The organism is Allobosea sp. RIT-PG3_2 (genome assembly GCF_057321085.1).
In genome coordinates, this window is sequence record NZ_JBXWCA010000004.1 from 101,182 (window position 1) to 123,833 (window position 22,652).

The 22,652-nt window shown below is 65.8% G+C and carries 22 protein-coding genes and 3 pseudogenes; 17 read left to right on the top strand and 8 right to left on the bottom strand.

All coding sequences use genetic code 11. From position 1 onward, the window contains the following. Positions 1-53: 53 nt before the first annotated feature. The 5 genes and pseudogenes from AC2FAN_RS13800 to AC2FAN_RS13820 all read left to right on the top strand — a co-directional run. Positions 54-1,292 (top strand): annotated as a pseudogene (locus tag AC2FAN_RS13800) (methyl-accepting chemotaxis protein); the annotation flags it as partial. A gap of 92 nt (positions 1,293-1,384) precedes the next feature. Beyond that, positions 1,385-1,867: a chemotaxis protein CheW gene (locus AC2FAN_RS13805; RefSeq protein ID WP_485174735.1), complete on the top strand. Its 483-nt coding sequence runs from the start codon at positions 1,385-1,387 to the stop codon at positions 1,865-1,867. A 3-nt stretch (positions 1,868-1,870) separates the two neighbouring features. Then, a complete protein-coding gene (locus AC2FAN_RS13810) occupies positions 1,871-2,755 on the top strand; it encodes a CheR family methyltransferase (RefSeq protein WP_485174737.1) in 885 nt (294 codons plus the stop codon). Beyond that, on the top strand, positions 2,752-3,858 hold the full coding sequence (locus AC2FAN_RS13815) for a protein-glutamate methylesterase/protein-glutamine glutaminase (RefSeq protein WP_485174739.1): 1,107 nt from the start codon (positions 2,752-2,754) through the stop codon (positions 3,856-3,858). The genes AC2FAN_RS13810 and AC2FAN_RS13815 overlap by 4 nt, the downstream gene beginning before the upstream one ends. A gap of 251 nt (positions 3,859-4,109) precedes the next feature. Further along, a complete protein-coding gene (locus AC2FAN_RS13820) occupies positions 4,110-5,630 on the top strand; it encodes a hypothetical protein (protein WP_485174741.1) in 1,521 nt (506 codons plus the stop codon). Positions 5,631-5,696: 66 nt separating this feature from the next. Here AC2FAN_RS13820 and AC2FAN_RS13825 read toward each other — a convergent pair. After that, positions 5,697-6,041 (bottom strand): annotated as a pseudogene (locus tag AC2FAN_RS13825) (cellulase family glycosylhydrolase); the annotation flags it as partial. 25 nt (positions 6,042-6,066) lie between these two features. Between AC2FAN_RS13825 and AC2FAN_RS13830 the strand changes: the two are divergent. The 6 genes and pseudogenes from AC2FAN_RS13830 to AC2FAN_RS13855 all read left to right on the top strand — a co-directional run. Next, positions 6,067-6,270: pseudogene (locus AC2FAN_RS13830) on the top strand (IclR family transcriptional regulator domain-containing protein); the annotation flags it as partial. 7 nt (positions 6,271-6,277) lie between these two features. Continuing rightward, positions 6,278-7,657, top strand: a complete 1,380-nt coding sequence (locus tag AC2FAN_RS13835; RefSeq protein WP_485174743.1) for an MmgE/PrpD family protein — start codon at positions 6,278-6,280, stop codon at positions 7,655-7,657. Positions 7,658-7,774: 117 nt separating this feature from the next. Next, the gene (locus AC2FAN_RS13840; RefSeq protein ID WP_485174745.1) at positions 7,775-8,698 is read left to right on the top strand and encodes a LysR family transcriptional regulator; all 924 of its coding nucleotides are present in this window, start codon (positions 7,775-7,777) and stop codon (positions 8,696-8,698) included. A 105-nt stretch (positions 8,699-8,803) separates the two neighbouring features. Then, on the top strand, positions 8,804-9,274 hold the full coding sequence (locus AC2FAN_RS13845; protein WP_485174747.1) for a class II aldolase/adducin family protein: 471 nt from the start codon (positions 8,804-8,806) through the stop codon (positions 9,272-9,274). 41 nt (positions 9,275-9,315) lie between these two features. Next, positions 9,316-9,573, top strand: a complete 258-nt coding sequence (locus tag AC2FAN_RS13850) for a hypothetical protein (protein WP_485174749.1) — start codon at positions 9,316-9,318, stop codon at positions 9,571-9,573. Between the two features lie 42 nt (positions 9,574-9,615). Beyond that, on the top strand, positions 9,616-10,602 hold the full coding sequence (locus tag AC2FAN_RS13855; RefSeq protein WP_485174751.1) for a Bug family tripartite tricarboxylate transporter substrate binding protein: 987 nt from the start codon (positions 9,616-9,618) through the stop codon (positions 10,600-10,602). A 32-nt stretch (positions 10,603-10,634) separates the two neighbouring features. Here the strand turns inward: AC2FAN_RS13855 and AC2FAN_RS13860 are convergent, their stop codons facing one another. Genes AC2FAN_RS13860 through AC2FAN_RS13875 form a run of 4 tightly spaced genes read right to left on the bottom strand, consistent with a single transcriptional unit; the run spans position 10,635 to position 14,788 of the window. After that, positions 10,635-11,381 (bottom strand): SDR family NAD(P)-dependent oxidoreductase, encoded by a 747-nt coding sequence (locus tag AC2FAN_RS13860; protein ID WP_265050766.1) that lies wholly within the window; start codon positions 11,379-11,381, stop codon positions 10,635-10,637. Continuing rightward, the gene (locus tag AC2FAN_RS13865) at positions 11,381-12,670 is read right to left on the bottom strand and encodes an ABC transporter substrate-binding protein (protein ID WP_485174753.1); all 1,290 of its coding nucleotides are present in this window, start codon (positions 12,668-12,670) and stop codon (positions 11,381-11,383) included. Before AC2FAN_RS13865 ends, AC2FAN_RS13860 begins: the two co-directional genes overlap by 1 nt. Positions 12,671-12,726: 56 nt before the next feature. Beyond that, on the bottom strand, positions 12,727-14,025 hold the full coding sequence (locus AC2FAN_RS13870; protein WP_485174755.1) for an ABC transporter substrate-binding protein: 1,299 nt from the start codon (positions 14,023-14,025) through the stop codon (positions 12,727-12,729). Beyond that, on the bottom strand, positions 13,997-14,788 hold the full coding sequence (locus AC2FAN_RS13875; RefSeq protein WP_485174757.1) for a FadR/GntR family transcriptional regulator: 792 nt from the start codon (positions 14,786-14,788) through the stop codon (positions 13,997-13,999). The genes AC2FAN_RS13870 and AC2FAN_RS13875 overlap by 29 nt, the downstream gene beginning before the upstream one ends. Before the next feature lie 97 nt (positions 14,789-14,885). Here AC2FAN_RS13875 and AC2FAN_RS13880 point away from each other — a divergent pair, with 97 nt between their 5' ends. From AC2FAN_RS13880 to AC2FAN_RS13905, 6 genes are all read left to right on the top strand, one after another. Further along, positions 14,886-16,010, top strand: coding sequence for a mandelate racemase/muconate lactonizing enzyme family protein (locus AC2FAN_RS13880; RefSeq protein ID WP_485174759.1), 1,125 nt, complete (start codon positions 14,886-14,888; stop codon positions 16,008-16,010). A gap of 190 nt (positions 16,011-16,200) precedes the next feature. After that, positions 16,201-17,073: a carbohydrate ABC transporter permease gene (locus AC2FAN_RS13885; RefSeq protein WP_485174761.1), complete on the top strand. Its 873-nt coding sequence runs from the start codon at positions 16,201-16,203 to the stop codon at positions 17,071-17,073. After that, positions 17,066-17,908: a carbohydrate ABC transporter permease gene (locus AC2FAN_RS13890; protein WP_485174763.1), complete on the top strand. Its 843-nt coding sequence runs from the start codon at positions 17,066-17,068 to the stop codon at positions 17,906-17,908. The genes AC2FAN_RS13885 and AC2FAN_RS13890 overlap by 8 nt, the downstream gene beginning before the upstream one ends. 6 nt (positions 17,909-17,914) lie before the next feature. Then, a complete protein-coding gene (locus AC2FAN_RS13895; protein ID WP_476805487.1) occupies positions 17,915-18,811 on the top strand; it encodes a DUF6772 family protein in 897 nt (298 codons plus the stop codon). Next, a complete protein-coding gene (locus AC2FAN_RS13900; RefSeq protein WP_265050759.1) occupies positions 18,811-19,146 on the top strand; it encodes a hypothetical protein in 336 nt (111 codons plus the stop codon). The genes AC2FAN_RS13895 and AC2FAN_RS13900 overlap by 1 nt, the downstream gene beginning before the upstream one ends. A gap of 160 nt (positions 19,147-19,306) precedes the next feature. Continuing rightward, positions 19,307-20,110, top strand: a complete 804-nt coding sequence (locus AC2FAN_RS13905; RefSeq protein ID WP_485174765.1) for a DUF72 domain-containing protein — start codon at positions 19,307-19,309, stop codon at positions 20,108-20,110. A gap of 3 nt (positions 20,111-20,113) precedes the next feature. Here the strand turns inward: AC2FAN_RS13905 and AC2FAN_RS13910 are convergent, their stop codons facing one another. The 3 genes from AC2FAN_RS13910 to purH form a co-directional block, all read right to left on the bottom strand. Further along, the gene (locus AC2FAN_RS13910) at positions 20,114-20,602 is read right to left on the bottom strand and encodes a YbaK/EbsC family protein (protein WP_485174767.1); all 489 of its coding nucleotides are present in this window, start codon (positions 20,600-20,602) and stop codon (positions 20,114-20,116) included. Beyond that, positions 20,599-20,877, bottom strand: coding sequence for a hypothetical protein (locus AC2FAN_RS13915; RefSeq protein ID WP_485174769.1), 279 nt, complete (start codon positions 20,875-20,877; stop codon positions 20,599-20,601). The genes AC2FAN_RS13910 and AC2FAN_RS13915 overlap by 4 nt, the downstream gene beginning before the upstream one ends. Before the next feature lie 155 nt (positions 20,878-21,032). Further along, positions 21,033-22,625 (bottom strand): bifunctional phosphoribosylaminoimidazolecarboxamide formyltransferase/IMP cyclohydrolase, encoded by a 1,593-nt coding sequence (purH, locus tag AC2FAN_RS13920; protein WP_485174771.1) that lies wholly within the window; start codon positions 22,623-22,625, stop codon positions 21,033-21,035. Positions 22,626-22,652: the final 27 nt, after the last annotated feature.

Here is a 22,652-nt window from a genome sequence, read left to right on the forward strand (position 1 = left end):
ATGCTGCCGAGCAGGCCGACTTTGCGAGGAACCTGCTGCTCGCCATCATCGTCGGCTCGCTGCTCATCGCCATCGGCGCCGCCTTGTGGATCGCGATCAATATCGGCCGCGGCCTGTCCAGCGCCGTCGCCCTCGCAAATGCCGTTGCCATCGGCGATCTCGGCCAGACGATCGCGGTCAAGAGCAATGACGAGATCGGCGATCTCGTCATCTCGCTCAACACCATGACGGCCAATCTCAACGCGACCGCCGCCGTGGCCGATGCGATTGCCAATGGCGAGCTGACGGTCGATGCCAAGCCGCTGTCCGACAAGGACACGCTCGGCATCTCGCTCGAGAACATGGTGATCAAGCTTCGCGACGTCGTCGGTCAGGTCACGGCTGCCGCGGACAACATGGCCGCGGGCTCGCAGGAGCTGTCCGCCAGCGCCGAGCAGCTGTCGCAGGGCTCGACCGAGCAGGCCTCGTCGACGGAGGAGGCGTCGTCCTCGATGGAGGAAATGGCCGCGAACGTGAAGCAGAACGCCGAGAACGCCTCGACCACCGAGATGATGGCGGGTCAATCGGCAAAGGATGCCGAGGCAAGCGGTATCGCGGTCAGCAAGGCTGTCGAGGCCATGCAGACCATCGCGGCCAAGATCAACATCGTCCAGGAGATTGCCCGTCAGACCGATCTGCTCGCCCTGAACGCGGCCGTCGAGGCTGCCCGCGCCGGCGAACACGGCAAGGGCTTCGCCGTGGTGGCCTCCGAAGTACGCAAGCTCGCCGAACGCAGCCAGGCGGCAGCGGCCGAGATCGGCACGCTCTCGGTCGAGACGGTCAAGGTCGCGCAGGAGGCCGGCTCGATGCTGGCCAAGCTGGTGCCCGACATCAAGAAGACCGCCGAACTCGTCGAGGAGATCACCTCGGCCAGCCGCGAGCAGGATGTCGGAGCGAGCCAGATCAACCAGGCGATCCAGCAACTCGACAAGGTCACCCAGCAGAACGCTGCGGCCTCCGAGCAGGTCTCTGCGACCTCCGAGGAACTCTCGGCCCAGGCCGAGACGCTGCAGGCAACGATCAGCTTCTTTCGCCTGGGGGAGGCCGGTCATCGCAACCCGGGCAAGCCGGCCTCACTCGACCGCGCCGTGACCCAGCTGCGCGACAAGGCCGCGACGATGAAGGCTGCGGTGACACCGAAGAGGTCCGTGGCCTCCGCTGTCCGGCAGCCGAAGAAGGTCGCCAATGGCGGCTTCGCCTTCGACATGAACGGCGGCGCCGACGAGCAGGACGAAGCTTTCCAGCGCGGCTGACGCGAGAACGATCCCCGGCCATGCCATCCCGGCGTCGTCGGGGATCCGGTTCACACGCCGCTCGCCTTCCTTTCCATGGTCCGGAGGTCATCATGGCCGACACCGCTCAATATCTGACGCTCGGCATCGATCAGGAACTGTTCGGCATCGATATCCGCAATGTCCGGGAGATCCTCGACATGCGGCCGATCTCGAAGCTGCCGCATGCGCCGGACTTCATGCTCGGCATGATCGATGTCCGCGGAACCGGCTATCCCGTCATTGATTTGCGCATCAAGCTTGGCCTCCCGGCCGCAGGTGCGACCGAGGCCACGCGCATCATCATCCTCGACGTGCCGGTCAAGGGCCGCACGATGGGCGTGGGCTTCGTCGCCGACCGGGTGTTCGAGGTCACAGGCCTCGATGGCGACGACACCGAGGCGGCGCCGGATGTCGGCGGCCGCTGGGAGTCGAACTACATCGCCGGCATCGGCCGCAAGGGCGAGGCGTTCATCGTCGTGTTCGACCTCGCGCGACTGATGGCGGGCGGCGAGCTGGAGTTCCTGCCCGCCTCTGCCGATGAGAAGGCCGCCTGACCGATGACGCTGCCTCGATCCGACGCCTTCGACCACCTGACCGACAAGCATTTCGCCGCGATCGCACATGTCATCGAGACCCGCGTCGGCATCAAGCTGCCGCAGACCAAGAAGACGATGGTCGAGGGACGCCTTCGCAAGCGCGTGCGCGCGCTTGGGCTTGCAGATCTGACGGCGTATGGCGACCTGCTGTTCAAGAAGGACGGGCTCGACGCCGAACTGATCCATCTGATCGACTGCGTCACCACCAATAAGACCGACTTCTTCCGTGAGCCCAGCCATTTCGAATTCCTGCGTGACAAGGCGGTCCCGCAGCTCGCCCGCCAGCGTGGTGACCGGCAACTCGATCTCAAGGTCTGGAGCGCCGCCTGCTCGACAGGCGCCGAGGCCTATTCGGCCGCCATGGTGCTGCAGGATCTGGTCAATGCCGGCCTGCCGATGCGGTTCTCGATTCTGGGCACGGACATCTCGACCGAGGTGCTGCGCGAGGCTCGGGAAGCGATCTATCCGCGCGAGTTCGTCGCGCCCGTGCCGGTGCCCATGCAGCAGCGCTATCTGATGCGCGCGAAGAACCCTGCCGAAACCATCGTTCGGGTGGCGCCGGAGCTGCGCCGCTTGGCCCACTTCGATCGCCTGAACCTGATGGACGACAGCTATCCGTTCGACCGCGACGTCGATGTCATCTTCTGCCGCAACGTGCTGATCTATTTCGACAAGCCGACGCAGCAGGCGGTGATATCGCGGCTCGTTTCACATCTGCGGCCGGGCGGCTATCTGATGCTCGGCCATTCGGAATCGATGGCCGGGAGCGGCGTCGCCAGCCTCCGATCGGTCGCGCCCACGATCTATCAGGCCGGTCCGGCCGCTGCGAGGAGGGCCGCAGCATGACCTGCAAGTCCATTCGGGTCCTCATCGTCGACGACTCGGCTTCCGTACGTCAGGCGATGAATTCGATCCTCGGCGACGATCCGGGCATCGAGGTGATCGGCCTGGCGGCGGACGCCTTCGCCGCAGCCAGGCGGATGAGGGACGAACTGCCCGACGTGATGATCCTCGACATCGAGATGCCGGGGATGGACGGGCTGACCTTCCTGCGCAAGATCATGGCGCAGCGGCCCATTCCGGTGATCATCTGCTCGACGTTGACCGAAGCCGGTTCCCAGGCGCTGTTCGATGCGCTCGAGGCCGGCGCGGTCGATGTTCTGCCCAAGCCGCGCATCGATACGCGCATTGCGCTGATCGAAACGGCGGACCGTCTGCGCCATGCCGTCAGGGCGGCCGCGCAGGCGCGGCTGCGGTCGCGCGAGCCGCGGATGGTGATCGAGAAGAAGCTGACCGCCGACGCCATCCTGCCACCACCGGTGGCGGGCCGAGCCGGGCATGCGACCGACCGCATCGTCTGCATCGGCATCTCGACCGGCGGCACCGAGACCTTGCGCGAGGTCCTGGAGGCGCTGCCGGCAAACTGCCCGGGTATCGCCATCGTCCAGCACATGCCTGAAAAGTTCACTGCCGCCTTCGCCAAACGGCTCAACGGCCTCTGCGCCATGGAGATCAAGGAGGCCGAAGATGGCGACGAGGTCTCGACCGGCCGCGTCCTGCTCGCGCCCGGCAATCGGCACATGCTGCTGCAGCGCTTCGGCCGGCAATATCGCGTCGCCATCAAGGACGGACCTCCGGTATCCCGCCATCGCCCGTCCGTGGATGTGCTGTTCCGCTCGGCGGCGCAATATGCCGGAGCCAACGCGCTCGGCCTGATCATGACCGGCATGGGCGATGACGGCGCCCGCGGCCTGCTCGAAATGCGCAAGGCCGGTGCTCGCACGCTGGCCCAGGACGAGGAGAGCTGCGTCGTCTTCGGCATGCCCAAGGAGGCGATCAAACTGAGCGCTGCCGACAGCGTGGTCGGCCTTGCCCGGGTGCCGCATGAAATCATGACGTGGACGGCAATGCCGCGATCTGCCGGCGCAAGTATTGCGCGCGGCGCGTGACCCATGTCGTATTTGAGCCGGAGGGCATAATGCGTTCGCATGACGGCATGCTGCCGCGACTGATCGATTCCCTTGAGCGCAATAGCCGGGAGATCGACCTCACCTTCGCGACGGCAGGGCATAGGCTCGGTGAAGGTCTCGAGCTCTTCGAGGCACTCAAGCGACGGCTTTCCGGGCTGTCATCCGAGCTCAGCGGGAGCGAGCTCGCTCGGGCACGCAACGCGCTTTCGACGCTGGCTCACGAGCTCGGCATGCTCGACCAGGCCCTGCGCACGGAAGCAGTGGCGCTTCGGGACCTGGCGACGCACAGCCAGATGGCGTTCCAGGCGCTGGAGCGCCTGCTCCAAAACATGGGGCTGATTACGATCCTGGCTCGGAGCGCACGTATTGAAGCCGTCTCGGTAAGGTCGATCGACGACGATTTCGGCGATTTCACCAATGAAATCGTCATGCTGACCACGAAGGCCCAGAGCGCCATCCAAACCTCCGTTCGCGATCACGGGCAGATGAATGGCCTGCTAGCGACGGCGGTTTCGGCACAGCGCGACTTCCAGAGCCGTTACGGCAGCGTTTTGACGACGCTGGCCGCGAAACTGCTGCAGTCGCTGGCCGAGGTGGAGGCACGACAGGCCAGCGCCGTCATCTTGACGAGCGATGCGGCCGCTCATTCCGGCAAGATCGCGCTCGCCGCCGGCGGCGCGATCATTGCGCTGCAATCGGGCGACAGCATCCGCCAGAGGCTTGAACACGCCATCGCGGGGCTGAGGTTCAAGGGCGCGATTTCCGAGAGCGCCAGCCCAGCCGCCACATTGAGCGAGGAAGCCAAGGCTGCGACCGGCACCGTGCTTGCGCGCCTGGAATCCACTCAGCTGCGCGCCTGCGCGACGGAGCTCGGCCGCGATGCGGATTCGATCCAGTCCGCACTGACGTTGCTCGCAGGAGACACCGCCGCGCTGATGGATCTCGTCGCGGTCGTCTATCGCAATGGCGGCGACGGGTCCGCGTCTTTCATGCAGAAGCTCGAACTGGAGCTGGGCGAGGCGTCCGATCTCCTGCGCAAATGCGATCAGGGACGCGCCCAGGTCGATGCGGCCGCATTTGCGCTGAGATATGTGCTGGAAGCCTGCCAGCAGACAGTGGCGTCGCTCTCCGACACGGTGGCGGACATCGTTCTCATCGGCCTCAATGCGGGCTTGCGCGCGGCAAGACTTGGCGCAGACGGGCGCAGCCTCGTCATCATCGCTCAGGAGCTGAAGAATGCCGCCAATCAAATCTCGAAAGATGCTTCGAGCCTGACGCCGACTTTCACCTCGATCGACGCCGCGACCAAAAGGGTGCTGAGTGACGAGCGGCCCGACGCGCGCCGTTTCGCGGAGCTCAACGATACGATGAAGGCGTCGCTTCAGGCGATGCACCAATCCGGCCAAAGGCTCGACATCGCACTTGATCAGCTCGGCCTCGACAGCAGCAGCTTCGCCAGCGTGGTCGCACAGGCACGGCTCGCCTTTTCCAATACAGGGGCAATGAGCGACCTGATCCAAGCTGCGGCCGACCAACTTGCCATTGCAGCGCAGGATGTCGTGCCTGACGACGCCGCGACAAAAGAGGCCGTTGAGCGGCTTCTGCGAGAACACATCTGGCCGAACTATACCATGGCGGCTGAGCGCACCGTCTACGCTACCGTTCTCGACACATTGAACATATCGGCGTTGGAGAAAGTCGATATGGCTGCTGGTTCTGCCGACAATGACGCTGACGAATTCCTGTTCTGACACTCTCGCGGGCACATGAATCCGCAATAGCTCCGTGGCGGCTCGTCAAGCCGAAGCCGCCCGAATCTAGCGCGCCGGGGTCAACGCCTCCAAGATCGGCCGCACCCATTCGTCGCGCTGCAGGTCATAGAGCACGAAGTCCCCGGTGAACTGCCAGTAGGCCCATGGCCATCCGCGCCTCTCGGCAGCGCGGGCGACAGCAGCAGTCCAGGCCACGCGGTCGGGCATCGTCGCCCGGTCGTAGACGCCGAACTCGCCGAGGTGGATCGGACGTCCTTCCGCACGAGACCACGCTTGCGCCGCGTCGAAATCGGCCTCAATCCGCGCCCGCTCGTCCGGTCGGCCCCAGGTAACCCCGGAGAGATCTCGCAGATTGGTCCAGCCGGCGCCCTGGTGGGTGAACTTATAGGGATCGTAGTAGTGCTATGCGTCCTCCTACGGCGACAAGATCGTGGGTGCCATCGGCATCGGTTCGCCGATCTACAAGATGGACAATTCCGTCATCGGCAGCATCTGCATCACGGTGCCGCAGGTTCGCTTCGACGCCGGCAAGGAAGAACAACTGTCTGCGCTGGTGCGCAAACAAGCGGAGCTGCTCAGCCGAGCGCTGGGCTATCAAGGCTCATACCCGGGCAAGTAACACATTGATGAATAACGGCTTTTCCGATCGGCTTGTGCATGCGGTGCGCAACTGCGCGATCGACGATGCCGTGACCCGCGCACTGGTGGCGCGCTCCATAGCTGACACCATCTGCGTCGCCGCGCCGGGATTCCTGGAGCCTGTCACGCGCCATGCGCTATCGGCCTATGCCGGAAGCGGTGCGGCGACATGGTCGGGCGAGCCGTGCGAAAGCATTGAAGCCGCGGTGATGATCAATGCCATCGCGGCGCACGCGCTCGATTTCGACGACGTGTATCTCGACGGCATGGCGCATGCCAGCACGGTCATCGTGCCCGCGGTGGTCACGGATGGACCGCGAAGCAACAATGCGGACGAGGTCATCGCATCGTTCGGCGCCGGGCTGATTGCGGCGCATGCGGTCGCTCGGCGTCTGGGGCAGGGGCATTACAACAAGGGATGGCATGGCACCGGAACCGTTGGGGCGTTTGCCGCAACGGCCGCTGTCGGGCGTCTTCATCGGCTGTCGCATGAACAGATGACCGCGGCCTTTGCCCTTTGTGCATCGATGTCGGGCGGGCTCCGGGTCAATTTCGGAACGCAGGCCAAGCCCGCTCATGCCGGTTTCGCGGCCGTTGCCGGGCTTCGCGCAGTGCGCCTCGCCTTGGCCGGAATCACTGGCGCGCCGGACGTGTTCGGCGCGCAGGGTTACTCTGATCTCTATGGCGGCAATGACGGCACGCTGACGCCGAGCGATGACACCTTCATCGCGCAGCCCGGCAGGGTCTCGATCAAATTATATCCGTGCTGCTACGCGGCGCATCGCATGATCGGCGTTGCGCTCGATGCGCGCGCCGCTCTTGCCTCCAGTGGGACCGAGATAACAAAGCTGCGGTTCGTTCTGACGGCGCCGGCGGAAAGTTTCGACGCCCTCAAATATGATCGCCCCACATCGGCGCTCGAAGCCAAATTCTCTGCGCCATTCAACCTTGCCGTTGCGTTGCTGGAAGGCGTTCCCACCCTGCAGCACTATTCGAAGGAAGCGACGCAACGGCGTGACATCGCGATGCTGATGGATCGTATCGAAATCGTGGTGGACGCTGCGCAACCCAGTGGCGGCGATATCGAATTCGGAAAGGTTATCCTGGACGTACGCGACGGCGCCCGCAGTCTGCATCGAATCGAGCGGGCGGCCATTCCCGGCTCGCCGAACGACCCGCCTTCGACCGACGCGCTCGGTCGGAAGCTGCAGGGATGTCTGGCCGGCTATCGTGAAGCGACCAATAAGTCGTTTCACGCCATCGAGCAGCTGCGCCGGTTGGGCGCCGATCATTGGCTGAGAATGGACATGCAGCCGTTCCGGCCGGTTTCGCCGGACCCGGATCGTCGCGATGCCGGTCCGAGATAGGCGCCCGCGCTCGACGATCGTTTGAAGCGTGCGGTATCATCGAATGCGGACTCGTCAGATCGAGCCCGTTCGTGGCAGGGTTTACCGCCCGAAGCACGCAGCCCACCCGGAGCGGACGTGAATCTCCGCCAACTCAAGTACTTCGTCCGCGTGATCGAAACCGCCAACATGACGCGCGCGGCGGAGGAGCTTCGGATCGCGCAACCGGCTTTGGGCATGCAAATCAAGCAGCTCGAGGAAGGCCTTGGCGTCACATTGCTGACGCGTCACTCGCGCGGCGTTTCGCCCACCGTCGCAGGCGAGAAACTGTTCCAGCGCGCCGTCGAGATCCTCGACCTCGTCGAGCTTGCGCGCCGGGAGGCACGCGACGACGCGCATGAAGCCGTCCGGTTCGGCCTCACTCCGAGCCTGATGCAGATCATCGGTCCGGAACTGTTGCTGCGGATATCGGAGTGCGCCCCTCGGCTGGCCGTCAGCCTCACCGAGGAGATGAGCCACCTCCTGGTGGACAATCTGCATCGGGCCGATCTCGACCTGGTCCTGGCTTACGAGGTGCCGGAAGCGGCCGGATTCTGGAAGCGCGCCCTCTATCAGGAAGACCTCGTGCTCGTCACGGCGACGGGATACCCGGACGAGGCCCCCATCACCTTCGCGGAGGCTCTAGCGTACCCGCTTATTCTGCCGGAACTGCGCGATGGCGTACGCTCACTCGTCGAGAAGACCTCCGGCGAACACGGGCTCTGCATCAGGCTGGAGCATCAGGTTCGTTCGATCTCCGGCATCAAGACGCTGGTCGCCCGCGGGTCCGGCGCCGGCATCCTGCCTTACGGGACCGTGCTCGCCGAAGTCGCCGCCGGGACGCTGTTCGCACGACCCATCGTGGCGCCGGTTATCAGGCGCACGCTTTACCTCGCGGGTTCCCGCAAGGCTGGGCAACTCGCCTCGCTCCCGATTATCCGCGAGGCCGTCAGCTCGGCGATGACGACGCTTTCCGCGGCGATGGCCGGGTTGGGGCACCCGTTATCCGCTGCCGAGCCATAGCAAAACGCTTAGTGCTGACCTAAGCGCTTCGCATTGGATTTTCCCCGGCGGAATGGATGATCCTGCCTCGACGGCGCAGATGCGCGCAGTGATCGAGGTCATCCCATGCTGTCGAACGCGCCCGTTCATGCCGGCGAGGCTCCGCTCCGACAGGGCTCTCCGGAGCTCGATGCGATCGTCGCCGACCTCGTCCTCGCCAGCCGCATTCTCGCTCATGAAGGGATCATCGACAGCTTCGGGCATGTCTCGGCGCGCCACCCCCATCGCGCGGACCATTATCTGATGCCGAGAACCCGGGCCGCCGAACTGGTCACCGTCGAGGATATCCTCGTCTTCGACCTGGAGGACGCCCTCGTTTCGGTGACGGATGCCCGCATCTTCGCAGAACGCAGCATCCATGGCGCGATCTACCGCGCGCGTCCTGACGTGCTCGCGGTCTGCCACCACCACGCGCCGGCGATGATGCCGTTCTGCACCAGCGACGCGGAGCTCGTCCCGGTCTTCCATCTCGGCGCGACCATGGGTGCGACGGTGCCCTCTGGGACAGCCAAAGCGAGTTCGGCGATACGAACCTGATCGTCTCGACACATGCGCAGGGGGATTCGCTCGCTCGTGCTTTGGGCAATAACTGGACCGTCCTGATGCGCGGCCACGGCGCCACCGTCGCAGGCCGGTCGATCCGGGAGCTCACCTTCCGGTCGATCTATGGCGCCCGCAACGCCGATGTGCAGCTGAAGGCGGCCCAGATCGGCACGATTCGCCGATTGACGGCCGCAGAGGCGCTGTCCGCCGCCGAATTCAACCTGACGCCCTTCGCCATGGACCGCGCCTGGGAACAATGGACCCGGCATGTCCATGCCGCCGACCGTTCTTGATCATCGCCTCAACGACAACGAACAACTGGATGGGAGGTCAACATGTCCGGGCAGATGTCTCGCCGGGCCTTTCTGGCTCTTGCCGGCGCGGGTTCCTTCATCCTGCCGGGCCTGGCTCAGAGCCAGCCGGTCTATCCCGCCAAGCAGATCCTGCTGGTCGTGCCCTATCCCGCCGGAGGCGCTGTCGACCTTGCGGCGCGGTTGGTCGCGGAAAAACTGCGTCTCGATTTCGGCCAGTCGATCGTCGTCGAGAACCGGCCCGGCGCCAACGGCATGGTGGGAGCGGCAGCCGTGGCGCGGGCACAGCCTGACGGCTATACGCTGCTGATGGCGCCGCGGGAGGTGTTCGGGATCAATCCGATCCTGATGCCGCAGCAGGCGATCGATGGGAAGCGCGATTTCGCCTATATCGGCGTCGTTGCTACGGGCCCCTACGTTCTCGTCGTCAATCCCGGGCTCGGCGTGAACAGTTTCGCGGAGCTGGCTGCGCTCGCGAAGCAGCGCGAACTCGCCTATGCCAGCTTCGGCAAGGGCAGCATGGCCCACCTCAACATCGAGGCGCTGGCGCGGCGGCTTGGCGTCAAGATGGTCCATGTGCCCTATCGCGGGGCGCCGCCAGCCGTCACCGCGGTCGCGACGGGCGAAGTCGCCTTGACCATCACCACGCCGCCGGCCGCGATCTCCCTGATGCAGGATGGGAAGTTGAAGGCGATTGCGGTCGGTAGCGACCGCCATCTGCCCCAGATGAACGACGTGCCGACGATGGCGGAACTCGGCCTCGCCGACGACCCCCTGATCCCGAATTTCTTCGGTCTCGTCGCCCCGGCCGGGACCCCTGCGCCGATCGTCGAGCGGCTGAATGCGGCTGCCGCGAAAGCGATCACCGCTCCCGAAATCGCGGCCAAGCTCGAAGCCAGCGGCCTCGTTCCCGCGCCCGGCTCGCCTTCGGACATGGCGCGTCTCGTCAACGCGGACGTCGAGCGCTTCGGTCGGCTGATCCGGGAACTGGATATCAAGGTCTCAGAGTAAGCCCCTGCGCTCGCAGGAAGCGGCGGCTCCCATCAAAGCCGCATGCCGCCATCCACCGCGATCTCGGCGCCGTTGATATAGCTTCCCTCTGGAGAGCAGAGCAGCAGCGCCAGACCTGCGCAATCATCGGGGAGGCCGATCCGGCCGAGCGGGATGCGTGCGAGAGCCTGCTCCTCGCGGCCGGGCTGAGCCAGGATCGAGCGATTGCGATCGGTGCGGATGGCGCCGGGCTGGATGACGTTGAAGGTGATGTCCCCGGCTCGCGTGGTCCGGGCGAGGTTCAGGATCATGTTCGTCTGCGCGGCCTTGGTGGCGGCGTAATAAAGGCAGTCGGCGTTGGCGCGCGCCTCCTGCACGGAGCCGATCGCGATGACGCGGCCAAAACCGCCGGCTTGCATTGCGGGGAGAAAGGCTTTCAGGAGCCGCGCCGTCGCGTGCAGATTGACCTCGCTCTGCACTGCCAGAGCCTCGTCGCTCAATTCGGCAAGCGTCTGGCGGATCTCGACCGAGGCGCAGAGCACGAGGATGTCGGGCGCGAGCGCCTGCCTATCGAGTTCGGCGTGCATCCGGCCGATGGCGTCCGGCTGGGCGAGATCGGCGATGAGCGGTGTCGCCTGTCCGCCGCTGCCAAGGCGACGGGCGACCGCATCGGCCTCTTCGTCGCGATCGTGGATGACGATATGCGCGCCCGCGCCGGCCAGGGCCGTCGCGATGGCGAGGCCGATCCCGCGCGCCGCGCCGGTAACCAGCGCGACGCGTCCCGAAAGTGCGCCCGTCATCAGCCGAGCAGCGGCTTCACACGGGCGGTCGCATCGTCCATCGCCTGCTGCGCCGGCTTGCGGCCGAGCACCGCGGCCTGCGTCTCCTCGATGAAGATGTCGTGAGCGCGTGCCTGTTCGTCGAACGCCGGGAGATGGATGCGCGAGGCCTTGAGCGCTGCGGCCTCGTCGGCGGCATAGGGCATCGCCGCCTTCAGCTTCTCGTCGGCATAGGTCGAGATGCGCACGGGGCCGTTGCCGTTCAACGCCATCGCGGTCGTGCCGGCCTTGGAGGAGAGCGCGCGGATGAACTCCCAGCTCAGCGGTTTCTGCTTGGCGTTCTTCGGGATCATCAGCGACCAGAACTCGACCGTCGGCGCGAAGGCGACCTTGCCGGCGAGATCGGCCGCCATCGGCGGCAGCAGCGATTTGAAGCGCCCGCCATATTTGCCCTTGGACGGGTCGTTATAGGTGACGAGCCGGGCGAAGGGGTTGATCGTCATCGCGGCCCGGCCCTGCTGCATCCAGGTCGTGATTTCCTCGTTGTTCACGGTGGCGAAGTTCCGCGGCAGCACGCCGGCCTTGTAGAAATCGGCGAGCAAAGAGAGCGTCTTCACCATCGGCGGCTCGGCCGCGACGATCTTGCCGTCCGATGTCATGTAGTCGCCGCCGAGGCAGCGGGCGAGGGTGAGGAAGTTCGAGGCGAAGACGGCGGTGAAGGCGAGGCCGTAGACCTGCGTGCCGTCCTCGCGCTTGAAGGTGAGCTTGCGGGCGAGCTCCGTCAGCTCCTCGAAATTCGTCGGCAGCTTGGTGACGCCGCGCTCCTCCAGCAACGCTTCGTTGTAGATCAGCGCGTTCGTCGCATGGCGCACCGGGATGCCGTGCAAGGCGTCGCCGACCTTGAGCGGCCCGATGAGACCGGGCGCGAAATCGTCGAAAGCCTCGATCGGCGCCTGCTTCATCAGCGCGTCGAGCGGCTCGAAGAGCTGGAGATTGCGGGGCACAGCGCGGCCATTGACGAGATAGGCGACGTCGATCGAGGTCTCCGACAACGAGGCTTCGCGCAGCAGCCGCTCATGCACGGCGTTGACGTCGCCGAAGGTCACCCAGTTCACATCGGCGCCATTGGCTTTGCGGAAGCCCTCGGTCGCGTCACCGCCGGGGCCCGTCGTCGCCGCCGTCTGGTGGACGCGATGGCCGAGCGCCGTCAGCGTCTTTGCCTGGGCGAGGGCGCCTTTCGGCAGAAGTGCCGAAGTGGCGGCGGCACCAGCGAGAGCGCCGAACCGGCGGCGCGAGATCCGAAACGTCATCGATGTCCTCCGGGATTGTGTCTCCGGCGCCGTTACCGCGCCGTATTCTCGATCGTTCAGGCCGGCAGCAGCGGCTGCACGCGCTTGACCAGAGAGGCCATCGCCTCCTCCGGCGTCTTCATGCCGAGCACGGCGGCCTCCGCCTCTTCCTTGAAGAAGTCGCCGGCCCGTGCCGCCTCGTCGAAGGCCGGCAGGGGCACGCGCGCCACCTTCAGCACCTTCAGCTCCTCGGCGGCGTAGGGCACCGTTCCGGCGAAGCTCTGGTCGGCATAGGTCGAGGCGCGCACCGGCCCGTTGCCGTTGAGGGCGGCCTTCAGCGTCGCATCCTTGGCGGTCATCGCCTTGATGAAGCTCCAGGCGAGATCCTTGCGCTTGGCATTCTTCGGGATGACCATGCCCCAGAACTCGACCTTCGCGGGGGCGGCATCGTATTTGCCGGCGAGCGTCTTCGAAGCGGGAACCGCGATCGTCTTGATCTTGCCGGGGAATTTCGACTTCTGCGGATCGTTGTAGATCCGGTTGCGGCCCATGCTCTGCAGGCTCATCGCTGCCCGGCCCTGCTGCATCCACACGTTGACGTCCTCCGGCGAGAGCGTCGCGAAGCTGCGCGGGAAGGCGTTGGCCTGGAAGAGTTCGCGCAAGGTGCGGACCGCGTTCAGCATCGGCGGCTGGTCGGCGACGCATTTGAAGTCGGGCGTGATGAAGTCTCCGTCCCAGGCGCGGGCGAGGTCGATCACGTTGGGATAGGTGACGCCCGGCGTGCAGAGACCGACGACCTGCGTTCCGTCGGCGCGGCGATAGCTGCAGGCCTTGGCGATCTCGATCATCTCCTCGATCGTCGCCGGCGGCTTGGAGAAGCCCTTCTCGGCCAGTATCTCCTCATTGTAGTGCAGGCCGGAGGAGGCATGGCGGAACGGGATGGCGAGCTGCTTGCCGCCGACCTTCATGCCTTCCATCAGGCCGGGGAAGATGTCGGCGATGTCCTCGACCGGGTCCTTCTTCAGATAGTCGTCGAGCGGCTCGAACAGCGTCGCCGCGCGGGGCACGACCTGCGTGTTGACGACGAAGCCGACATCGACCGAGGTCTCGCCGAGGCTGGCTTCGCGGAACAGCCGCTCTTGCAACGGACCGGTGTCGAAGGTCGTCCATTGGACGGTGACGCCGTTCTTCTGCGCCCAGTCCTTGGTGATGTCGCCGCCCTGCGCACCGGTTGAGACCGTCTGCATGACGCGATGAGTGAAGACGTTGAACGGGCCGCTCTGCGCGCGAGCCTGCCCGGCGCCGAGCCCGGCGAAGCTCAAGCCCAGAATGCCCGCCCCGAACTGCCTACGGTCGAGCGTCGTCCTCTGGCTCATGGTGATCCTCCCTGTGGTTCGCGAGTTCCGCGATGGCGGCTTCTGCCGCTTCGAAATGCTTATTCATGGCAGCGAAAGCCCCGGCCGCATCGCCAGCCCGGATCGCATCGACGACACGGACATGGCGCGCAAAGGTGCGCTGCCAGTCCTCGGGGCCGCGGGCCTCGCGCGAATTGAAGATCTCCATCACCTCGCGGATCACCGGCCTCAGGCCCCGGATCTGGAAGTCGAGCAGGCGGTTGCCGGAGGAGGCGGCGACGGCTTCGTGGAAATCGAGATCGGCCTCGATCCAGCGCGGTACGTTGCCCAGCGCATCTTCCATCCGGGCGAGGATGAGGTCGAGCTTCTCGAGGTCCTCGGCCGAGCGGCGCTCGGCGCTATGGGCCGCGGTCGGCGGCTCGAGGATGCGGCGCAGCTCCACCGCCTCGGTCAGCCCATTGCTGCGGCCACGCACGGCGAAGCGGTAGAAGCGATCGAGCGGAGCGGCATCGAGCGCCCGCACGCGGGTCGGCTTGCCCTGCTGGATGTGGACGACGCCCATCGCTGCGAGCTGGCGAATGGCTTCGCGCGCGATCGGCTTGCTGACGCCGAAGGAAGCGGCGATCCGCGCTTCCGACGGCAGGAAGTCGCCCGGCTTCAGCCGTCCGTCATGAATCGCCTGGGTGATGCGCTGGATCACGGCATCGCCGAGGCGCATCGGCACGACATCGCCGCCCGCGAAGGGGTCTTCGTCGTCCAGCACCGATCGGGCGATATCGCTCATCAAATTCCTCCAGTAGTGATCATTGACAGATGCCGCGTTCCTTGGCAACTGTTCAACCTATCAGATAAGATGATGTCCTTCAGGGAGGACGCGCCTCATGTCGGCCGGCCGCATATCGAAGATCGTCGTGCATCCGCTGCGTGCGACGCTGCCCAAGGTTCAGCGGACGTCGCAGGGCGACTATCCCGCGATCGAGGTCGTCGTCGTCGAGGTTGAGACCGCGGACGGCATCGTCGGCTTCGGCGAGGGGCTGTGCCGTCGCGGTGCGGCCGGCTATGCGCGCTTTATCGAGGAAGCGTTGGTTCCGCGACTGCTCGGACGCGACGCGGCCGATCGCAGGGCGCTCTGGAAAGCGATGCGTGCCGCGCTGTCGGGGCGCCCCGGCGGCCAGATCGTCGAGGCGATCGCGGCGGTCGACATCGCGCTCTGGGACATCGCCGGAAAGCAGGCTGGGCAGCCGATCCACAAGCTGCTCGGCGGCATGGGGCGCACGGAGGTCGCCGCCTATGCCTCCTCGATCAACTGGCTCGACGATGCGACGGTCGAGGCCGAGGTGGCGGCCGTGCTCAGGGCCGGCTTCCGCGAGATCAAGGTCAAGCTCGGCCATCCGCTCAGGGATGCGGTGGCGCGGGCGAAGCTGGTCCGCAGGCTCGCCGGCGACGACATCGCGCTCTATGTCGACGCGAACTGGGCTTATGACGTCGACGACGCCATGATCGTCGGCCGCGCGCTTGCCGATCTCGGCTACGGCTTCTTCGAGGAGCCGATCGCGCCGCATGATCGCGAGGGCTATCGCCGTCTCGCCCAGCACCTGCCGATCCGGCTCGCCGCGGGCGAGAGCGACTTCGTTGCGGGCGAGGCGCTGGTCATGCTGCAAGATCGCTCGCTCGGACTGATCCAGCCCGACGTGACGCGCTCCGGCGGCATCACCGAGACCTGGCGCATCGCCGAGCTGGCAGCGACCTTCAACACGGCTTACGCGCCGCATGTCGGCTGGTCGGGCGCGATCTGCGTGGCTGCGAGCCTGCAATTGGCAGCGGCGGCCGAGAGCTTCCGCACGTTCGAATGCATGGTCTACGAGAACCCGCTGCGCGACGCGTTCACGCAGCCGATCGTCGGCGAGGGCTCGCAATTGGTCGACGGCAAGCTCGCCGTCCCGCAGGGACCGGGCCTCGGCATCGAGATCGATCGCGAGGCGCTGAAGCGCTTCAGGATCGCGTGAGGCCGGGGATGCGACGCTCCGTACCTTCCGTCCATTGCGCTCATGAACCTCCGTGTCATCCCGGACAAGCCGCGGAGCGGCGCCGATCCGGGATCCATCGGAGGCCTCTGCTCCCTACGATGGATCCCGGGTCTGCGCTTCGCTTGCCCGGGATGACGGCGCGAATTGGTGAGACGTTGCGAGGACGACTATGACCACGCGCACGCCTCTCTCCGCCATCGCGCTCGTCACTCCGGTCCAGCTGATGATCGGCGGCATCATCTTCCTGCCGGCGATCTATGTCTTCTGGCTGAGCCTCAACCAGTCGACCTTCGGCCAGCAGGCGAGCTTCGTCGGCCTCGCCAACTACGCAAAGGTGTTGAGCGATCCCTATTTCTGGAAGGCGCTGCTCAACACCGTCATCGTCGTCGCCGTGGTCGTGCATGTCGAGCTTCTGATCGGGCTCGGCATGGCGCTGTTCTTCGCCTCCGGCGTGCCGGCTCGCGCCCTGCTGCTCGCCATCGTGCTCGCGCCCTATGCGGTCAGCGAGGTCTCGGCCGTGGTGATGTGGCGCTATCTCTTCGAGCCGGATGTCGGGATGATGAGCCGGCTCCTGGCCTCTATCGGCTTGCCGCCGATCGAATGGGCGGTGAATCCGAGCCACGGCCTCGCCATGGTCAGCCTGCTCTCGATCTGGCTGCACCTGCCGTTCTCGTTCATCATCCTCTACGCGGCCCGACTCTCGATCCCGACCGATCTCTACGAGGCGGCTGCCATCGACGGGGCTTCAGCCTGGACGTCCTTCCGCCGGATAACGTTGCCGCTCCTGATGCCGGCGCTGCTGATCGCCGCGCTGTTCCGCTACATCTTCGCCTTCCGCCTGTTTTCCGAAGTCTGGCTGATGACGGGCGGCGGGCCGGCGCGCTCCACCGAAGTCATGGCCGTCTACCTCTACCTCGAGGCCTTCCGCTACAACGCCTTCGGGCCGGCGGCCGCGACTGGCTGGCTGCTCGTCCTCGCCTCGCTCCTGCTCGCGCTGTTCTATCTCCGCCGGCTCTACAAGGAGATGTTCGCTCGTGCGTAATCTCTCCTTGTCCAAGCTTTTGCGCCATCTTCTGAAGCTGGTCGGTGTCCTGGCGGTGGTCGCCTGGTCGCTCGTCCCGATCGGTCTGATCGCGATGTCGTCCTTCAAGGCCGACCGCGACATCTTCTCGACCACCGGCACCTTCTCCTTCGCGCCGACGCTGGCGAATTATCAGGCGCTATGGAGCCGCTGGGGCGATTTCTTCTTCGGCCTCTGGAACAGCTTCCTGGTCACGGTGGGAGCGACCGTGCTGGCGGTCGGCGTCTCGCTGCTTGCCGGCTTCGCCTATTCGCGCTTCGCCTCGCGCGGGCTTCAGGCCTCGGCTTTCTTCCTGATCTTCATCCGGCTGATCCCGCCGATCGTGATCACGCTGCCGCTCTTTCCGGTGGTGAACTGGCTCGGGCTCAACGACACGCATTTCGTGCTGATCGTGCTCTACGCCACCTTCTTCGTCTCGCTGGGCACGGTGGTGATGCGCACCTTCATCGACCAGATCCCGCGAGAGCTCGACGAGGCCGCGATGATGGACGGCGCCTCGCAGATGCAGATCATCACCCGCGTCATCCTGCCGATGGCGGCGCAGGGCATGCTGGCGGTCTCGGTCTTCGTCATCGTCTACGCCTGGAACGAGTTCCTCTTCGCCTTCATCTTCACGACCACCAAGGCCAAGACCGCGCCGCTGGTGATCTCCGAGATGATCGGCGCCGTCGAAGGCGTCGAATGGGGCGTGCTCTTCGCGGCCTCCACCGTGCAGCTCGTGCCGGTGCTCGCCTTCGTCATCCTCATGCAGAAGCATCTCGTGGCGGGTCTCACCGCCGGCGCAGTGAAGGGGTAAAGCCCAATGATCGCTCCCAACTCCCAGCTCGACGACATGCGCCGCGCCATCCGCGAGGCCGACCCGCAGCTCAGCCGCTTCGACCCGCTGCCGCGCATCATCTGCCTCGATGATTTCGATCGCGGCATGTGCGGCTGGACGCAGCTCGTCGGCAATTACGAGGACACGCTGGATGCGATGCTGCCGGGCTATGCCCAGCACAGCCACGCCATGCTCTCGACCCTGCCGAACTGGGATTTCGGCTCGCATGGCGGTGTCGACGGCTCCTATGCGCTGAAGATCGCGACGCGGCCGAAGAAGGGCGCACAGAATGTCGCGATCAAGCGGCTGACTTTCCGCAAGGCCGGGCCGATCCGGCTCGAGACCTATTTCACCTTCAAGCCCGAAGCGACCGACCTGCAGCTCTCGGAGACCGACATCCGCTCCTTCGGCTTCCTCTACGATCTCCAGATCGGCGACAGCTCAGGGCCCGGCGACCGTGTCATGCCGCATCTGCGCTTCCTCAATGCGCAGGACGGCCAGCACATCCAGCGCTGGCAGTTCAAACGGAAGACGACGCCGATCAAGCCGATCGGCACCGCCGGCAAGACGATCACGCATTACCATCTCGCGCCGGATGATTGGGAGGATCTGCCGGGCGGCGAGCAGCGGCTCTGCTACAACGAGATTCCGACCAAGGTGAACTGGCACTATCTGCGCTTCGACTTCGACCTGGCTTCGATGCAGGCGACGCGCTTCCAGGTGAACGACCGCGTCTTCGACATGAGCAGCTATGACTGCATCCGCATCCCCGCGATGAAAAACCTGTGGTGCATGCTGAACCTCGGCTTCTTCGCCGAGACCGACACCGACAAGCGCGCCTTCGCCTATCTCGACTCCGTCTGCCTGTCGGGGGATTTCTGATGCTGCCCGAGAACCTGACCGCGGTCGTCGCCCGCAACGAAACCTGGACCGGGCAGAGCGCGAGCGAGCCCTATGAGGCCGGCTGGGCGAAGGAGGCGATCGTCTTCGTGCGCGCACTCAAGGAGCCGAAAGGCGAACTGCCCAAGGCGCGCATCGAGATCTCCGCCGACGGCATGCATTGGTGCGCGGAGGGTTCCGAGTTCGCGCTGCCTGCGGCCAAGGACGCCGTCACATTTCAGCGCCTCGCCCATTTCGGCAATTTCCTGCGAGTGGCCGCGACGCTGCAGGACGGCTCCGAGATCACAGTGCTCGTGACATTCCATCTGAAAGCCTGAACGCCGGCAGCTCCCTTGCCGAAGCGTCCTTTTGCCGGGCAGGTCACGTCCTCCTGACAGGCCTGCGCGCCCGACGGGATTAGACAAAGGCGATCGCTGGAAACGGGTGGTGCAAAACCAGCCCCCGCGTCAGGATGACGGCCCAGCGAAGGAGCGAGCCATGGCGCGTGAGGCAGGTCAAATCCATATCGGCATCGGCGGCTGGGTGTTCGAGCCGTGGCGTGGCGCTTTCTATCCCGATGGCCTGCCGCAGAAGCGCGAGCTCGAATATGCGGCGGGCAAGCTGACCTCGATCGAGATCAACGGCACCTATTACGGGTCGCAGAAGCCGGAGAGCTTCGCCCGATGGCGCGAGGAGACGCCGGAAATTTTCGTCTTCGCGCTCAAAGGCTCGCGCTTCTGCACGAACCGGCGCGTGCTGGCCGAAGCCGGGCCGTCGGTCGAGAAATTCCTGACCAGCGGGCTGACCGAGCTCAAGCACAAGCTCGGTCCGATCAACTGGCAGTTCATGCCGACGAAGAAATTCGATCCCGAGGATTTCGAGGCCTTCCTCAAGCTGCTGCCGAAGAAGCTCGATGGCATCGCCCTGCGCCACGCGGTCGAGGTTCGGCATGACAGCTTCCGCTCGCCGGATTTCGTCGCTCTTCTGCGCGAATATGGCGTAGCGGCCATCACCTCGGCCGATGCCGACTACACCCAGATCGCCGATGTGACGGCGCCCTTCGTCTATGCGCGGATCATGGGGACGAAGGAAGCCGAGCCGAAGGGCTATTCCGAGTCCGGTCTCGACCGCTGGGCCAAGGCCGCGCATGTCTGGGCGGAGGGCGGCGTGCCGGATGGGCTGGAAACAGTGGGAGCCGCTGCGCCAAAGCAGAAGCGCGACGTCTTCCTCTATGTCATCAGCGGCGACAAGGTGCGCAATCCGGCGGCTGCGATGGAGCTGATCGCGCGGACGAAGGGCTGAGCCCTACTCCGCCGCCGCTGCCTCCAGCACGGCCTCCTGGCAGACATCCACCCATTCGGCCTGCGTCAGCTCTGCCATGCGCTGCGGCGCGATGCGCAGCGCGCTATGCGTCGAGCCGGCCGCCGGCACGACGATGTCGAAAGCGCGCAGCGAGATGTCGCAATAGATCTTGAGCGGCGTGGCGAGCCCGAAGGGGCAGACGCCGCCGACCGGATGGCCGGTCAGCGCCTCGACTTCATCGGGGCCGAGCATGCGCGGCTTGCCGCCGAGGGCGGCTTTCGCCTTCTTGTTGTCGAGGCGGGCATCGCCACGGGTGACGACGAGGACGACGTCCTCGCCGATGCGCAGCGAGAGCGTCTTGGCGATCTGCCCCGGCTCGACGCCATGGGCGGCGGCGGCCAGCGGCACGGTCGCGCTGCTCTCCTGCGTGACGATGACGGCGATGTCGGGAGCGTGCTGGGCGAAGAAGGCGCGGACGGAATCGAGGCTCATCGGACAATTCGGGAGGTCAGCCACAGGATCAGCAGGCTGGCGATCGCCGGCACGCCGAAGACGACGAGGAAGATCGGTGCCTCCTCCATCACGGTATAGCCCGCGCGGCTGACGCCGATCCAGAGCTTGATCAACGCGCCGGCGAACCAGAGCGGCAGGAAGAGCCTGACGGCGAAGGGGATCGGCCGCCCGGCCGAGAGGGAAAGCCGCGGTGCCGCGACGAGCAGGATGCCGAGCAGGGCGAAACCGATGCCGATGACCTTGACGGTATGCATGTCCCGGGCCTCGTTAGCTCGCAGCGAGGCCGCTCTTCAGGCGGCCACCAGCATCAGGAACGCGGTTGCGCACAGAGCCGGATCGACCCTGAAACCGCCGGCCGGACTGCGATGCGCAGCCGGCCGACGAGGGTGTCCCGCGGCCTGCGTTTCCGTCAATGGCGGAAATGCCGGTGCCCGGTGAAGACCATGGCGAGGCCGGCTTCGTCGGCGGCCTTGATGACTTCGTCGTCGCGCATCGAGCCGCCGGGCTGGATCACCGCGGTGGCACCGGCTTCCGCCGCCGCGAGCAGGCCGTCGGCGAAGGGGAAGAAGGCGTCGGAGGCGACGACCGAGCCCTTGGCGAGGCTTTCCGCGCTGCCTGCGGCCTTCGCTGCCTCGGCGGCTTTCCAGGCGGCGATGCGCGAGGAATCGACGCGGCTCATCTGGCCGGCGCCGATACCGACCGTGGCGAGATCCCTGGCATAGACGATGGCGTTCGACTTGACGTGCTTGGCGACGCGGAAGGCGAAGCGCAGATCGGAGAGCTCGCGCTCGCTCGGCTGGCGCTTGGTGACGACCTTTAGCTGCATGTCGTCGACGACGGCGTTGTCGCGCGACTGGGCGAGGAAGCCGCCGGAGACGGTGCGCAGCGCGAGGCCGGGCGCGCGGACATCCGGCAGGCCGCCGGTCAGCAGCAGGCGCAGGTTCTTCTTGGCGGCGATCATGGCGATCGCTTCCTCGTCGGCATCCGGGGCAATGATGACCTCGGTGAAGACCTCGACGATCTTCTTCGCGGCGGCGGCATCCAGCTTTTGGTTCAGCGCGACGATACCGCCGAAGGCCGAGACCGGGTCGCAGGCGAGCGCGCGCTCATAGGCTTCCAGCAGCGAGCCGCCGGCCGCGACGCCGCAAGGGTTGGCGTGCTTGACGATGACGCAGGCGGCCGAAGCGTTGGGATCGAACTCGGCGACGCATTCGAAGGCGGCGTCGGTATCGTTGATATTGTTGTAGGAGAGCTGCTTGCCCTGAAGCTGACGTGCCGTTGACACGCCCGGCCGGCTCTCGGGCGTGCGGTAGAAGGCGGCCCATTGATGCGGGTTCTCGCCATAGCGCATGCTCTGGACGAGCTCGCCGCCGAGCGCGCGGAAGGCCGGCGCCGTGTCGGCGAGCTCATTGGCGAACCAGTTGGAGATCGCCGCGTCGTAGGCGGCGGTGCGGGCATAGGCCTTCTGGGCGAGCTTGCGGCGCAGCGTCAGTGTGGTCGCGCCCTTCTGGGCCTCGAGGTCGGCCAGCACCGAGGGATAGTCTGCGGGTTCGACCACGACGGCGACGTCGTGGTGGTTCTTAGCGGCGGCGCGGATCATCGCCGGGCCACCGATATCGATGTTCTCGATGCAATCGTCATAGGGCTTGGCCGCAGCGACCGTCGCCTCGAACGGGTAGAGGTTCACGACCAGCAGGTCGATCGGCTGGATGCCGTGTCCGAGCATCGAGGCCTGATGCTCCGGGTGCGAGCGAATCGCCAGCAGGCCGCCATGCACCTTCGGATGCAGCGTCTTGACCCTACCGTCCATCATCTCGGGGAAGCCGGTGAGATCGGAGACGTCGCTGACCGGCAGGCCGGCCTCGGCGATGGCCTTGGCCGTGCCGCCGGTCGAGACCAGCGCGATGCCGAGCTTGTGGAGGGCGCGGGCGAAGTCGATCAACCCCGTCTTGTCGGAGACGGAAAGGAGAGCGCGTTCGACGCGGCGAAGTTCATTCGGCATCGGGGTCAGGTCCGGCTTGGATTGCAA

Coding starts and splice junctions, on each gene's coding strand:
- AC2FAN_RS13805 (WP_485174735.1), top strand. CDS start 1,385: ATGGCCGACACCGCTCAATATCTGACGCTCGGCATCGATCAGGAACTG.
- AC2FAN_RS13810 (WP_485174737.1), top strand. CDS start 1,871: ATGACGCTGCCTCGATCCGACGCCTTCGACCACCTGACCGACAAGCAT.
- AC2FAN_RS13815 (WP_485174739.1), top strand. CDS start 2,752: ATGACCTGCAAGTCCATTCGGGTCCTCATCGTCGACGACTCGGCTTCC.
- AC2FAN_RS13820 (WP_485174741.1), top strand. CDS start 4,110: ATGCTCGACCAGGCCCTGCGCACGGAAGCAGTGGCGCTTCGGGACCTG.
- AC2FAN_RS13835 (WP_485174743.1), top strand. CDS start 6,278: ATGAATAACGGCTTTTCCGATCGGCTTGTGCATGCGGTGCGCAACTGC.
- AC2FAN_RS13845 (WP_485174747.1), top strand. CDS start 8,804: ATGCTGTCGAACGCGCCCGTTCATGCCGGCGAGGCTCCGCTCCGACAG.
- AC2FAN_RS13855 (WP_485174751.1), top strand. CDS start 9,616: ATGTCCGGGCAGATGTCTCGCCGGGCCTTTCTGGCTCTTGCCGGCGCG.
- AC2FAN_RS13860 (WP_265050766.1), bottom strand. CDS start 11,381: ATGACGGGCGCACTTTCGGGACGCGTCGCGCTGGTTACCGGCGCGGCG.
- AC2FAN_RS13865 (WP_485174753.1), bottom strand. CDS start 12,670: ATGACGTTTCGGATCTCGCGCCGCCGGTTCGGCGCTCTCGCTGGTGCC.
- AC2FAN_RS13870 (WP_485174755.1), bottom strand. CDS start 14,025: ATGAGCCAGAGGACGACGCTCGACCGTAGGCAGTTCGGGGCGGGCATT.
- AC2FAN_RS13875 (WP_485174757.1), bottom strand. CDS start 14,788: ATGAGCGATATCGCCCGATCGGTGCTGGACGACGAAGACCCCTTCGCG.
- AC2FAN_RS13880 (WP_485174759.1), top strand. CDS start 14,886: ATGTCGGCCGGCCGCATATCGAAGATCGTCGTGCATCCGCTGCGTGCG.
- AC2FAN_RS13885 (WP_485174761.1), top strand. CDS start 16,201: ATGACCACGCGCACGCCTCTCTCCGCCATCGCGCTCGTCACTCCGGTC.
- AC2FAN_RS13895 (WP_476805487.1), top strand. CDS start 17,915: ATGATCGCTCCCAACTCCCAGCTCGACGACATGCGCCGCGCCATCCGC.
- AC2FAN_RS13900 (WP_265050759.1), top strand. CDS start 18,811: ATGCTGCCCGAGAACCTGACCGCGGTCGTCGCCCGCAACGAAACCTGG.
- AC2FAN_RS13905 (WP_485174765.1), top strand. CDS start 19,307: ATGGCGCGTGAGGCAGGTCAAATCCATATCGGCATCGGCGGCTGGGTG.
- AC2FAN_RS13910 (WP_485174767.1), bottom strand. CDS start 20,602: ATGAGCCTCGATTCCGTCCGCGCCTTCTTCGCCCAGCACGCTCCCGAC.
- AC2FAN_RS13915 (WP_485174769.1), bottom strand. CDS start 20,877: ATGCATACCGTCAAGGTCATCGGCATCGGTTTCGCCCTGCTCGGCATC.
- purH (WP_485174771.1), bottom strand. CDS start 22,625: ATGCCGAATGAACTTCGCCGCGTCGAACGCGCTCTCCTTTCCGTCTCC.